The organism is Chromohalobacter sp. 296-RDG, from assembly GCF_029889885.1.
Taxonomy (GTDB): Bacteria; Pseudomonadota; Gammaproteobacteria; order Pseudomonadales; family Halomonadaceae; genus Chromohalobacter.
The window spans coordinates 19,045-32,434 of the sequence record NZ_JARANY010000006.1 but is presented as its reverse complement, the minus strand read 5'-3'; the positions used below and the strand labels follow the sequence as shown (position 1 = coordinate 32,434).

Sequence of the window (13,390 nt, the reverse complement as noted above, 5' to 3'; positions counted from 1 at the left end):
ATGATAAACGTTCGCGTCGTAGTGATTCAGCGATCCCCGAGGCTGGCGGCGACGCCGGGGGCGCGTTCGCCGAGCAGTACGTGAACCAGGCCGCCGTCGATGCGTTGAATGCCTTGCGCGCCGAGTGTCTTGAGCGCGGCTTCGTCGAGATTCGCAGCATCGGCGAGGCGTAGTCGTAGTCGGGTCATGGCCACGGCGGTGGCTTCCTGTACGTTGCCATGTCCGCCGAGCGCGGCCAGCCAGTGGTCGAGCTGTTCGGCACTCAGCCGCGCCACACTGGTTGCATCCGAGCCATTGCCCTCGCCGGCCACTGGCGCTTCACTGGGCGCGGCGCCTTCGGCAACCATGGCAGCGCGAATCTCATCGGCGACGCCATCGGCTATCGGCCCCAGGATCACTTGCAAGCCGCCACCACGGAGGTGCAGCACGCCGCGTGCGCCGAGCTGCTTGAGTGCCGGTTCGTCGATGGCGTTGTCATCGTCAAGCACCAGTCGCAAACGGGTGGTGCACGCACCCACGCTGGTCAGGTTGGCGGCTCCGCCTAGTGCATGCACGAACGCTGGGCCTCGCTCCCCGAGATCGGCCGGGGCGCTGGTGGCACCTGCGGTTTCCGACTCGCGCCCCGGCGTTGGTAGATCGAAGCGTGCAATCGCCCAGCGGAAAACCCCGTAATACAACGCGAAGTAGCAAAGCCCTACGGGGACCATCAGCCAGCCGTTGGTCGAAAGCCCATAGGAAAGCGCATAGTCGAAAGCACCGGCCGAAAAGGTGAAACCCAGCTTAACGTTGAGCAACTCCATGAGCACCATCGAAAGCCCGGTGAGCATCGCATGCAGCACGTACAAAAACGGCGCCAGGAACATGAAGGTAAACTCGATCGGCTCGGTCACCCCGGTCAGAAACGCGGTCAACGCCAGCGACAGCAACAAACCGCCGACCTGGGCACGCCGCCCTTTGGGCGCCGCGTGATACATCGCCAGCGCCGCCGCCGGTAGACCGAACATCATCACCGGGAAAAAGCCCGCCATGAAACTGCCCGCGCTGGGGTCGCCGGCGAAGAAGCGGTTGAGGTCGCCGGTCGCGCCATCGAAGCTGCCGAACACGAACCACACGAAGCTGTTGAGGACATGGTGCAGTCCAGTGACGATCAGCAAGCGGTTGAGCACACCGTAGACGAACAGGCCCAGGTCGCCGGCCTCGATCAGCCACTGGCCGAGGGTATCGATGCCGGTCTGCACCGTCGGCCAGATCACCCCGAAAATCATCCCCAGGATGACCGCAGCAAGCCCGGTGACGATCGGAATGAAGCGCCGCCCGCCGAAGAATGCCAAGTAGTCGGGAAGCTTGATGTCCTTGAAACGGTTATAAAGCAGGCCTGCCACGGTACCGATGATGATGCCCGACAACACGCCCATGTTGATGTCTTCGTTGAGCGTATGCAGGACCGCATCGAGCACCAGGTAACCGACGACGCCCGCCAACCCGGCAGCGCCATTGCTGTCGTTGGCGAAGCCCACCGCCAGGCCGATGGCGAAGATCAACGCCAGATTGGCGAAGATCGCATCCCCGGCATTGGCGAGAAAGGCGATGTCGAGCAGATCCGGCTGCCCCAGGCGCAGTAAGAGACCGGCAACCGGTAGTACCGCGATGGGCAGCATGAGCGAGCGCCCCAGCTTCTGCAGGCCGCCCATGATATCGAGTCGCATGATCGTTTCTCCCACTCTTGTTGTTGGCCAGAACGTCGTTGTTCAGAATGTCGTTACATGAATGGCGGCGGTGTCAGGCCACGACCGGCGCATTCAGCCACGCCTCGACGCGCTCGCGTAGCGCAGTGCCATCGTCCAGTTCCAGCCATGCCAGTAATTGTTCGTTGAGCGCACCAGCGTCGATGTCGCGCAATGCAACCTTGACCGCCGGCACGCGGCTTGGCTCCACCGAGAGTTCATCGATTCCCAGCGCCACCAGCACGGCCAATGCCATAGGATCGCCGGCAGCAGCGCCGCACACTCCCACCGGACAGCGTCCGGCAGCGCCTTCGATAGTCGTCTTGATCAGTCGCAGTACCGCCGGATGAAGCACGTCGAGCTGCGCCGCCAGGTCCGGGTCCTCGCGATCCATGGCCAGCGTGTATTGCGTCAGGTCGTTGGTGCCGATCGATAGGAAATCGGCTTCGGCGGCGAGGCTGGCCGCACATAATGCGGCTGACGGCACCTCGATCATCACTCCGAGCTGCGGCAGTCGACTCACGCCCAGTTCCTCGGCCAGCGTTTCAAGCCGTTGGCGCAACGCCCGCAACTCTCCGACGCCGCTGACCATCGGCAGCATGATGCGCAGCGACTCGAGTGGTTCGAGCGCCAGCAAGGCACGCAGTTGGCTGTCCAACAGGTCGGCCTGACTAACCCACAAACGAATGCCGCGCACGCCTAGCGCCGGATTAGCCACGCTGGGCAGCGGTAGGTAGCTGAGTTGCTTGTCGGCGCCGATATCCAGCGTACGTACGATCACTGGCTTGCCGCCCAGCGCATCGAGCGCGGCCTGATATTCATCACGCTGTTCGTCGACGCTCGGCGCGCTATCACGATCGAGGAACAGGAATTCACTGCGCAGCAGGCCGATACCGTCGGCGCCCTCCTCAGCGGCGATAAGCGCCTCGGCACCACTGGCGACGTTGGCGCAGACCTCGATAGTGCGACCATCGCGGGTCGTCGCCGCCTCTTTTGCCGCCTCGCGGGCGACGTCTTGGGCTTGCTCGCGCTCAGAGATACGCTCGCGCATGGCCTCCAGGCTCGCGCTATCTGGCTGCGGTTCGAGCAGGCCGCGTTCGGCATCGAGAATCGCCATTGCCCCTTCAGCCGATTCCAGAGCAGTGCCCATCGCCACCAGGCACGGCAGGCCCCGGGCACGGGCGAGAATCGCCACGTGCGACGTAGTACCACCCGCCACCAGACAGATACTCGCCGGTCGCTGAGCGGCCAAGGCCGTCAATTCCGAAGGCGTCAGATCGTCGGCGATGACGATGGCGTCGGCCGGCACCTGTGGGACGCTCGGCGCCGAACCCAAGCACGCCATTACTTGGCGCTGTAGATCGCGCAGATCGGCAACTCGCGCCGCCAGCAGTTTATTGCCGGTCGCCTGCAGGCGCGCCGCTTCGTCATCGAGAGCCTCCCTCCAGGCCTGCCCGGCGCTGCGCCCGTTGTCGATGTAGCCTTCGGCGGCATCATACAGCGCCGGATCGTCGAGCCAGGCCAGATGCGCCTCGAGGATCTCGGCCTCGCTGCGTCGTACGCTGCGCTTGGCTTGCTCCAGCGCCGCCTTGAGCGAATGACCGACATTCTGTAATGCCTCGTCCAACGCCGCTCGCTCTTGCGCCGGATCATCGCTGGCTTGCGGTACCGTGGGTAATGCCGCCACATAATGATGCAGCGGCCCAACCGCGAGCCCTTGGCTGGCGACGAGCCCGGCCAACTGCCCTGCTCCGACCTCGGCAACAGGCTCGTCGGCAGCACGGGGCGCGGGATCATCGGCCTCGGCTTCGCTCAGCAGACGTTCCGCGGCATCCAGCGCCGCCGTGGTGCGTTCGCCACGCGCGATCAGCGTCACACGGTCGCCATCCATCAATTCCATGTTCATCAACCGGCTCAGGCTCCGCGCATCGACGTGCGTCTCGTCGTGGACGAGTTCGAGATCGACATTCTGTTCGTGGGCGATAGCGCGCAACCGGGCCGCAGGCCGCGCGTGCAAACCGGCCGCCAGGCCTATGGTCACCTCGCGGGTGGCCTGAGGACCCGATGCCGCGGGTGTATTCACGCCGGTCGTCTCTGTCGGCACCTCAAGACGCATGATCGCCTCGCCCTGGCGCACCGCTTCGTCGCTGTGCTGTGCGCCGGGAGGTGTCAGGTGCCAACCGGCCGGCTCGGCGATAATCAATGGTGTGATCAGGCTCATCGCCTGCTGGGCGATCCGGTCAGCATCGAAACGCAGCAACGGCGCGCCGGCCTCGACTCGCTGGCCTACCTCGACCAGCAGTTCGAGCCCCGCGCCGTCGAGATTGACGGTATCGAGCCCCAGATGAATGAGCAGTTCGACGCCGCCCGCACTGCGCAGCGTGACCGCGTGGGCGGTACGTGCGCAGTGTACGATCTCGCCGTCGCAGGGCGCGCACAAGGTATCGCCCAGCGGATCGATGGCCAGGCCGTCGCCGAGTGTGCCTTCGGCGAAGACCGGGTCGGGCACCGTATCGAGGGTGACGAGGACGCCGTCCACCGGTGCCTGGATGTCTAAGGATGAAGCCATGTTGCCTCCGGCGTTGTTTTTGTGGAGAAAGCTGTTGTCGAGAAAGCTGTTAATGGAAAAGGAATCGCAAAGCGCTCAGCGGGTACGGGTCACCTTCTTGAGATGACGTGGTTGATCGGGGTCGCTGCCACGCGCCACCGCCAGTTGGGCGGCCATGACGTAGAAACTCTGGATGACCGACAGCGGCTGCAGCGCCGCATGACCGGCATCGACGAGTGTCAGTTCACGCTGGGCGACGCCTTCGTCGGCGGCCAGCAGCACTCGTGCGCCGACGCTTTCAAGCCATTCGGCGAGTTCGAGCAGACCAGCCTGCTCGGGTCCTGGCGGGGCGAACACCAGCACTGGATAACCAGGGCCAATCAACGCCATCGGGCCATGCTTGACCTCGGCACCGCTGAACGGTTCGGCCTGAAGGGCGCAGGTTTCCTTGAACTTGAGCGCCGCTTCCTGAGCGACGGCCAACCCGGCGCCGCGCCCGACCACCATCAACTGGTCGACATCGCGCAGCGCCTCGATGGCTGGTGACCAATCTTGCGCTGCTGCGGCACGCAACCGTTCGGGAAGCGTTTCAAGAGCAGCGAGCAATGCGCGGTCCTGACGCCAGTGACCCAGCAATTGCGCACACGCGGATAGCGTCGCCAGGTAGCTCTTGGTCGCGGCGACGCTGCGCTCCTCACCAGCATGCAGCGCAATCTCACGATCGCTGACTTCGCCCAGCGGCGAACGCGGCGTATTGACCAGCGCCAGCGTCTGCGCCCCGCCAGCGGCCAGCGCTTTTTGGGTCTCGATCAAATCGGGGCTCTGGCCGGACTGCGAGATCGCCAGCGCCAGTTGGCCATCGAGCTTCCACGGCGCCCGCGCCAAGGTGGTGAGCGATGGCGGCAACGAAGCCACCGGAACCCCTCGGCTCTGCATGCATAGATAGGCGAAGTAACTGGCGGCATGGTCGGAGCTACCCCGCGCCACGGTGACTACACCGTGCGGATCGCATTGCCGCAGCCACTCGCCGAGTTCGATCAGCGGATGGGCGTTGTGGGTCAATTGAGCGGCGACACGCTCAGGGGCATCGCGCGATTCGCTGAGCATCATCGAACTCATGTTTCAACTCCTGGGCGCGTCGTTGGGGCGTCTTCGGGATCCTCGCCGGCCACGTGCTGGCCCTCGACATAGACACAGTCGACGCCCAGGTCGCGGTCGAGCACGACCAGGTCGGCATGACAACCATCGGCCAGCCGGCCGCGATCATGCAGGCCAAGAAAATCGGCAGGATGGCGCGATACGCGTTCGCTGGCCTCGGCAAGCGACAGGCCGATATCAACCAAGTTGCGCAGCGCCTGATCCATGGTCAGGGTGCTGCCGGCAAGCGTGCCGTCGGCGAGGCGCACCCCGCCCAGACACTTAGTCACGGCCTGCTCGCCGAGCCGGTACTCACCGTCGGGCATGCCGGCGGCAGCGGTCGAGTCGGTAACCGCATAGAGGCGAGGAATGCTTCTCAGCGCGACGCGAATCGCCCCGGGATGGACGTGCAACAAGTCGGGGATCAGCTCAGCGAAATCGGCATGCGCCAAGGCGGCGCCCGCCATGCCAGGGTGGCGGTGATGCAGGCCGGTCATGGCATTGTAGAGATGCGTAAACCCGCAGGCGCCATGCTCCATCGCTGCCACGCCCTGTTCGTAGGTGCCCAGGGTATGACCGAGTTGCACGCGCACGCCGCGCTCGCTCAAATGCCGAATCAAGGCGTAATGCCCGGAGAGTTCCGGTGCCAGGGTCACCAGCCGAATCGGCGCCAACGCGCACAGCGCGTCAACCTCGGCGATATCACCCGGCCGTGCGTAAGGCGGCTGGGCACCGAGCTTGCCAGGATTGAGATACGGACCTTCAAGATGCACGCCGAGTACCCGAGCACCCTCACCGAGTGACTGTTCCATCAAAGTACCGATCTCGCCGAGCACTCTGCGCACCGTGGCATCGATATCGGTCATGGTCGTCGCCAGCAGGCTAGTGGTGCCGAAGCGCGCATGCGTACGTGCCAGGATGGCCACGGCCTCGCTACCTTCCATGGTGTCGGCGCCGCCACCGCCATGCACGTGCAGGTCGATAAAGCCGGGCACTATATAGGGCGCATCGTTGTCGGCCGGATCGACCGGCGCACCGTCAATGCGTGCGATACGTCCGTCGCGCCAGTGGATCTCGCCGAGGCGCCAGCCCTCTGGGGTCAGAATGTTACCGTAATGCATTGGCTTACCTTATTTATTTAACGCGCCCGCAGCCGCGCGTTCGCATTATCGAGCCCGATGAAGCTCGACCATGAAGTCGTAATAGTCGGTGCGGCAGTAAGTGATGGTGAGTTCCGCCGGTGTGCCGTCGGTGAGGTAGCCAAGGCGAGTGACCTTGAGCAGTGCATGGCCTTCGGGCACTTCGGCCAAGGTGGCGAGTTCGGCGTCGGCATTGACGGCCGTCAAATGTTGCAGGGCGCGCTCCACCGTCTTGCCGCGCGCTTCCAGCGTCGCGTAGAGCGACTGCCCGACGCCTTCCGGATCGGACAGTATCGATTCGGGCAAGCAGCTTTCCTCGACCGCCATCACCACGTCGTCGGCCAGGCGCAGACGCTTGAGGCGCGCCACCTGAGTGCCACCATGCAGCCCGAGACGCAAGGCCTCTTCGGTACTCGGCATACCCAACTGGCGGGATAGCCATCGCGAGCGGGGCGTAAAGCCACGCTGCGTCAGCAACTCGGAAAAACTCGTCAGACGCGTCAGTGGCTGATTGAAGCGTGGCGCGATGAACGTACCTGAACCGTGCGTGCGCCGAATCAGCCCCTGCTCGGCGAGTCGTTCCAAGGCCTTGCGCGCGGTGATACGCGAAACCTCCAGCATTTCGGCCAATGCGCGCTCTGAGGGTAAAGCCTCACCGGCCTGCCAGGCCCCCGCCTCGATGGCATCGCCCAATTGCCGCGCCAGCTGATGATAAAGCGGCGTCGCCAAGTCGGGATCCAGCGTCATCTCAACAAAGCGTGGGTCCATGAAAACGGTCTCTCATTTCGGATTCTGAGTAACCAATATAGAGCCTCTTTAATACCAGTCAAATACCAATTGGTCTTATAGTGGTATCTATGCCTAAGAAGAATATGAAGAGGGAGGCGGAAGAGATAAGAAGGAAGAGAGAAGAGAGGGAAAAGAATGGAGCAATAGAGGGCAAGGCTGGTCGACGACAGCATCGCTCGGGCTTGATTACCGGCACCGAGAGCCGCATACAATAGTCATCGACAATACTGAGGAGAGCCCCATGAAGACGCTAGTGATCGGTGCCAACGGCCAGATCGGCCGCCAGTTCTGTGAACTCGCGCATGAGGCCGACGTGCCGATTCGAGCGATGATTCGCGATACGTCGCAGCAGGCGTGGTTCCAGGCGCGAGGCATCGAAACGGTGCTTGCCGATCTGGAAAGCAATTTCCGCCATGCTTTCTATGGCTGCGATCAGGTGGTGTTCGCGGCGGGATCGGGACCCCATACCGGCCCCGACAAGACGCTGATGATCGATCTAAATGGCGCGCTGAGCGCGGTCGACCTGGCTGCATCGCTGGGGATCGGGCGTTTCATCATGCTCAGCGCCATGCGTGCCGACAAGGTGCTCGAGGCCCCGGCCAAGCTGCGCCCTTACATGGCTGCCAAGCATGCCGCCGATGCGCATCTACGTGCGTCGCGCGTGCCTTACGTGATCCTCAAGCCGGGCCGACTGACCAATGAGACCGCAACGCAACGCGTCACCACCGACATCGCCAACGCCGACGACAACCGTATTTCACGTGCCAATGTCGCGCATGCGTTGCTCGAGGTAATGCGCAACCGAGAATTGCGCCAACATGAGTTTTCCCTGCTCGATGGCAATACGGCGATTGATGAGGCGCTGTGCTGATCCAGCGCTCGGCAGGACATCGCGCTTATCCCCCGCTTTTCCCCGCCAGGCGTTGGTTGGCGAGGGATACACGAACCCGTATAGTATCGACTTACTCCCCCCAACCGAATGTGTCTCGATGCTGCAGAACAACTCCGCGCTTGCCCAGCTCAAGCAACAGATTCGTGAAACCACCCCGCGTGTTCAAGGGGTGATCAAGGCCACTGATCGCGGTTTCGGCTTTATCGAAACCGAGGACGGCACCTCCTATTTCGTTCCGCCCCCCGCCATGAAGCAGGTACTGCATGGCGACCGCGTCGATGCGCTGGTCAAGCAGGAGGGAGACAAGACCTCCGCCGAGCCCGATACGCTCCTCGAAGCGGGACTCGAGCGTTTCGTGGCGCGACTGGTCAAGCGCGATGGGCGCCTCAGTGTCGTTCCCGACCATCCGTTGATCAGCAACCAGTTGCGCGCACGCCTCAAGAACTCGCTCGACGAAAGTACGCTCGGTGACGGCGACTGGGTCGTGGCACACTTGGTGCGCCACCCGCTCAAGCCCGACGACCGCGGGTTCTTCGCCCAAGTCGACGAGCTCGTGGTCAAGGCCGACAATCCCGCCGTGCCGTGGCGCGTGACCCTGGCGCGCCACGCGCTGGAACAAGCATCGCCGCAATTCGGCGAGCAGTGGCCGCTGCACGATGAAGGTCTCGAGCGCGAGGACTGGACCGCGACGCCCTTTTTCACCATCGACGGTGAAAAGACCCGCGACATGGACGACGCTCTGCATATCGAGACACGCGAAGATGGCTGGCGTCTCAGCGTGGCGATCGCCGATCCCACGGCATACGTCCGCGAGGGCGACCCGGTCGACATGGAAGCGCAAACCCGCGCCTTCACGGTGTATCTGCCGGGCCAGAACGTCACCATGTTGCCGGAAACACTGGCCAACGAGCTGTGTTCGCTGAAGGAAGGCGAGGAGCGCCCGACCCTGGTCTGCACATTGGATATCCAGCGCGACGGCACTCTCGGCGACTATCGCTTCTTTGCCGCCAATGTCCGTTCGCATGCGCGTCTAGTGTATGACCAGATCTCCGACTGGCTGGAAGGCCAAGGCGATTGGGCCCCTGCCGACGAGGCCATGGCCACGCAGCTCAAGGCCTTGGCCGCGATGACCGAGGCCCGCAACGCATGGCGCGAGGAACACACGCTGGTGTTCAAGGACCGTCCCGATTATGCCTTCGACGTCGATGACGCGGGCAACGTGCTGGCGGTGCGTATCGAGGAACGTCGCACCGCTCAGCGCATGATCGAGGAGTCGATGATCGCAGCCAACGCCTGCTGCGCCGATCTGCTGGCTTCGCACGTGGGCCATGGCATCTTCAACGTGCATCAGGCGTTCGAACCTGAAAAGGCCGATCAGGCGATCGAGTTCCTGGCCACCCAGGACATCAACGTGGAACGCGAACAGTTGCTGGAACTCTCGCGCTACCGCGAGCTGCGCCGCGCCCTGGAAGCACGCGAGGACGCCTGGCTCGACGCACGCCTGCGCCGTTTCCAGGGCTATACCAACATGTCCGCCCAGCCTGGCCCGCACTTCGGGTTGGGACTGCCGGCATACGCCACCTGGACATCGCCCATCCGCAAGTACGGTGACATGGTCAATCACCGCCTGATCAAGCGCGTGCTCAAGGGCGAAAGCGCACCCGCCGAGGCCAGCCAGGCATTGACCGAGCAGCTCACCGAGCGGCGGCGCCTGAATCGCATGGCGGAACGTGACGTCAAGGATTGGCTCTACGTGCGCTATCTCGGCCCCTCCGCCGAAAAAGGCGAAGTTTTCGACGCCGAGATCATCGCCATCAACCGTGGCGGCATGCGGGTTCGGCTCTCCGCCAATGGTGCCACGGCGTTCGTTCCGGCACCATTCATGCACAGTGAACGCGACAAGGTCGCCATCGACGACAAGGAAGGCCGTATCCAGATCGAGGGCCAGCCGCGCTACAAGCTCGGCGACAGCGTTCAGGTCGCACTGGCCGAAGCCGTCGAGGCGACACGCTCGTTGGTCGCACGTCCCGCCGCATGAAGCTGGCCATGTCTTGCGTCACCAGAAGTGGACGCAAGGCATGGCATGTGCCAGCGTAATCTCATGACAGCGCGGTGACATTCCTACGACAAGCCCGTCAGGGCCCGAGCGGTCACTCCGTAACCAACCGGGAAGGTTTCAAGGAGTCACGCTTTGCATATCACCGATATCACGATGTTTTACGCACCTGCCAGCGGTGGAGTGCGAACCTACCTCGAGGCCAAACGCAACCGCTTGGCGACACTGCCTGGCGTGACGTCCAGCCTAGTGATTCCCGGTACCCGCCATGTAGTCAGTGAGTCCATCCATGAAATTCCCGCGCCACCGCTCCCCTTCAGCCAAGGGTATCGCTTTCCCCTGAGGCGAGAAGGCTGGCGGCGCGAACTGATTCAGATGGCGCCGGACCTCATCGAGGCCGGCGATCCTTACGTCACCGCTTGGGCCGCGCTTGATGCCGGCCGGACCTTGGACGTCCCCATAGTGGGATTTTACCACTCCGACCTACCTCGCCTGATCGGCAACCGTCTCGGGAACTGGACGCGCATTGCCCTCAAACGCTATGTCGAAAACCTCTACCGGCATTGCAACCGTGTCCTCGCGCCGAGTCGCGTCATCGCCGATAGACTTAATGGCCTTGGCCTCGACAATGTCGCCCTGCAATCGTTGGGGGTCGACTTGCAGACCTTCTCGCCCCAGCACCGCCAAGATACCTGTCGCCAGCGCTTGGGCCTCGACGACAATACGCGCCTGCTGATCTTCGTAGGGCGCGGTTCGCGCGAGAAGAACCTGCCGGTTCTGTTGGAAACCGCACGGCGCCTCGGAAAAGGCTACCACCTGCTGTTGATCGGGCCGCAGATGCCGCAACGCGTTCCTGACAACGTCAGCGTCATCGGCCGCTACACGGCCACCGCCGATGTCGCCGAGTGGTTGGCCAGCAGCGACATGCTGCTGCATGCCGGTACTCAAGAAACGTTCGGTCTGATCGCCCTGGAAGCCATGGCAAGTGGCATTCCAGTCGTCGCGGCACGCGCCGGCGCCCTAGCCGAGAATGTGCCCCTGGGCTGCGGACTGCTTTGTGAACCCCACTCGGCGGACGATATGGCACGCGCCGTGCGCGAACTCTGCGCCAATGCGCCCGAGGAACAAGGGCGTCGTGCCCGCCTGCATGTCGAACGCCATCACGATTGGGATATCGTGGTCTCCAGCCTGATGAAGCATTATCGTGAATTGACCGGACAACGCGTCAACACGGAGGGCCTTCAGCATGGCTGATCGTCACCTTTCCCTCGTCCTGCACGATGTCGCGCCGGAAACCTGGCCCGACTACACCAACTTCTTGGCCAAGGTCGACGCCCTGGCACATCGACACGGTCCGATCCCGATCACCTGGCTGGTGGTGCCCGATTTTCACCATCGCAGCGACTGCCGCCGCGACGGCGTCTTCCTCGAGCACTTGCAACGCCGCCGAGCCATGGGCGATGAATTGGCCTTGCACGGTTATTATCATTGCGACGACGCGCCCGCGCCGCGCACGCCTCGCGACTGGTTCATGCGGCGCTTTTACACCTGGGAAGGCGAGTTCTACGCTCTCGACGAAGATGAGGCGGCACAGCGCCTGGACAAAGGCATCGACCTCTTTCGATCACAGGGCTGGCCACTCACCGGCTTCGTGGCGCCAGCCTGGCTCATGAGCCAAGGGGCGCGGCGAGCACTGGCCCAGCGCGACTTTTGCTACACTAGCGACCCGCAACATCTGTATACGCTGCCCAGCTTCATGCGCCTCGAGGCGCCGGGGCTGGTATGGAGTGCCCGTAGCGCCTGGCGTCGTGGCCTATCACGCCTGGCCAGCGAAACGCAGCGCTGGCGTAGCCGCCAGGCACCGCTGCTGCGCCTGGGACTACATCCCGTGGACATGCGCCACGCCAGCGTTCAGGCATACTGGCTCGCGGTTCTGGAGCGCCTGATCCACGAAGGACGTCGCCCTATCACCAAGTACGATTGGGTGACGGGGCAACGCCGGAGGGAGCAGCACGCCGCATGAAGCGCCTGGTGATATTGCTTTTTATCGGGTTGGTGGCGGCCATCAGTATCCCACTGTTATTCGGCGGGCGCGCACTTTTCGGTGAACTCGCCTCATTTCCCTTGCAGCAACTGGCGTTTATGCTGCTGCTGATCGTCATCTGCTGGAACGTCAATGCCTTGCGGCTTCGCTTGCTGCTGGCGGGACGCGCCGGACACCTCGGTCAGACGCGCGCAGTGGGCATCGTGATGTCTACCGAGTTTGCCATCTGCGCCACCCCCGGCGGCACCGGGGGCTTACTGACGCTCCTAGGCTTGCTGGCACGACGCGGCGTTCGGCCCGCGCAGGCTTCGGCGATCTTCGCCGTCGATCAGTTGACTGACCTGCTCTTCTTTCTTTCCGCGCTGATAGGCGTCGCGCTCTATGTCCTCATCGAGGCCATCGATCTCAACCTCGGCTGGCTGGTGGGCTTGCCATCGTTGCTGCTGGTGTGCGGCTTCATCCTGCTGTGGCTGGTCATACGCCACTATGGACGCCTGCTCCAGGTCACCGGCAACTGGCTCGAGCGGTTCAAGGTGCGCCGCAAGGCACGCTTCGGGTTCGCTCGCCGCCTGCTGCATTTCCGTAACGCCTTGATCGAGACGCTACGCCTGCCTCGTCTGACCTTGTTGTCGGTCTTCGCCCTGTGCTGCACCCACTGGATGCTGCGTTACAGCGTCCTGTATCTGGCCGTGCAGGGCCTGGATGCCCATGTCGATTGGGCTTGGACCTTCCTGGTACAAATGCTCTCCATGGCGGCAGGACAGTTGAGTTTTCTGCCTGGGGGCGCAGGCGGTGCCGAACTGACCTCCACTGCCTTGCTGGCGCCGTTAATCGGCAAGCAAAGCGCCGCTGCAGCGGTGCTCATCTGGCGCTTCGTGACCTACTACTTCTACCTCATCGCTGGCGCGCCGGTCTTCTTGGCGTTGGCGGGACGTGCTTTCGTCAAACTGCTATCCCGGCGTCGGTAGTCACTTGCACGTTTTTACGAACGGTCGCGTTTTCAAGAAAGGCAGCGAGCGCAGGCCGTTTGCATAAAGCACTTGAAACGACGAAGGGCATCC

General features: G+C 63.3%; 10 protein-coding genes. 5 read left to right on the top strand and 5 right to left on the bottom strand.

The features are described 5' to 3' along the window. Positions 1-26 precede the first annotated feature (26 nt). From nagE to OP495_RS04110, 5 genes are all read right to left on the bottom strand, one after another. Positions 27-1,706, bottom strand: coding sequence for an N-acetylglucosamine-specific PTS transporter subunit IIBC (nagE, locus tag OP495_RS04130; RefSeq protein ID WP_280567437.1), 1,680 nt, complete (start codon positions 1,704-1,706; stop codon positions 27-29). A gap of 73 nt (positions 1,707-1,779) precedes the next feature. Beyond that, on the bottom strand, positions 1,780-4,293 hold the full coding sequence (gene ptsP, locus OP495_RS04125; protein ID WP_280567436.1) for a phosphoenolpyruvate--protein phosphotransferase: 2,514 nt from the start codon (positions 4,291-4,293) through the stop codon (positions 1,780-1,782). Positions 4,294-4,368: 75 nt separating this feature from the next. Next, the gene (locus OP495_RS04120) at positions 4,369-5,391 is read right to left on the bottom strand and encodes an SIS domain-containing protein (protein ID WP_280561624.1); all 1,023 of its coding nucleotides are present in this window, start codon (positions 5,389-5,391) and stop codon (positions 4,369-4,371) included. Beyond that, positions 5,388-6,530, bottom strand: a complete 1,143-nt coding sequence (gene nagA / locus OP495_RS04115; RefSeq protein WP_280567435.1) for an N-acetylglucosamine-6-phosphate deacetylase — start codon at positions 6,528-6,530, stop codon at positions 5,388-5,390. The genes OP495_RS04120 and nagA overlap by 4 nt, the downstream gene beginning before the upstream one ends. A gap of 45 nt (positions 6,531-6,575) precedes the next feature. Further along, positions 6,576-7,316: a GntR family transcriptional regulator gene (locus OP495_RS04110; protein ID WP_280567433.1), complete on the bottom strand. Its 741-nt coding sequence runs from the start codon at positions 7,314-7,316 to the stop codon at positions 6,576-6,578. Between the two features lie 262 nt (positions 7,317-7,578). Between OP495_RS04110 and OP495_RS04105 the strand changes: the two genes are divergently transcribed. From OP495_RS04105 to OP495_RS04085, 5 genes are all read left to right on the top strand, one after another. After that, positions 7,579-8,208, top strand: a complete 630-nt coding sequence (locus tag OP495_RS04105; RefSeq protein WP_280561627.1) for an SDR family oxidoreductase — start codon at positions 7,579-7,581, stop codon at positions 8,206-8,208. Positions 8,209-8,326: 118 nt separating this feature from the next. Beyond that, the gene (locus tag OP495_RS04100) at positions 8,327-10,267 is read left to right on the top strand and encodes an exoribonuclease II (RefSeq protein WP_280567430.1); all 1,941 of its coding nucleotides are present in this window, start codon (positions 8,327-8,329) and stop codon (positions 10,265-10,267) included. Between the two features lie 153 nt (positions 10,268-10,420). After that, positions 10,421-11,539 carry a glycosyltransferase family 1 protein gene (locus tag OP495_RS04095; RefSeq protein ID WP_280567427.1) on the top strand — a complete coding sequence of 373 codons (1,119 nt, stop codon included), beginning with the start codon at positions 10,421-10,423 and terminating at the stop codon, positions 11,537-11,539. After that, positions 11,532-12,308: a polysaccharide deacetylase family protein gene (locus OP495_RS04090; protein ID WP_280567425.1), complete on the top strand. Its 777-nt coding sequence runs from the start codon at positions 11,532-11,534 to the stop codon at positions 12,306-12,308. The genes OP495_RS04095 and OP495_RS04090 overlap by 8 nt, the downstream gene beginning before the upstream one ends. Beyond that, positions 12,305-13,297 (top strand): lysylphosphatidylglycerol synthase transmembrane domain-containing protein, encoded by a 993-nt coding sequence (locus OP495_RS04085; RefSeq protein WP_280561634.1) that lies wholly within the window; start codon positions 12,305-12,307, stop codon positions 13,295-13,297. Before OP495_RS04090 ends, OP495_RS04085 begins: the two co-directional genes overlap by 4 nt. Positions 13,298-13,390 lie beyond the last annotated feature (93 nt).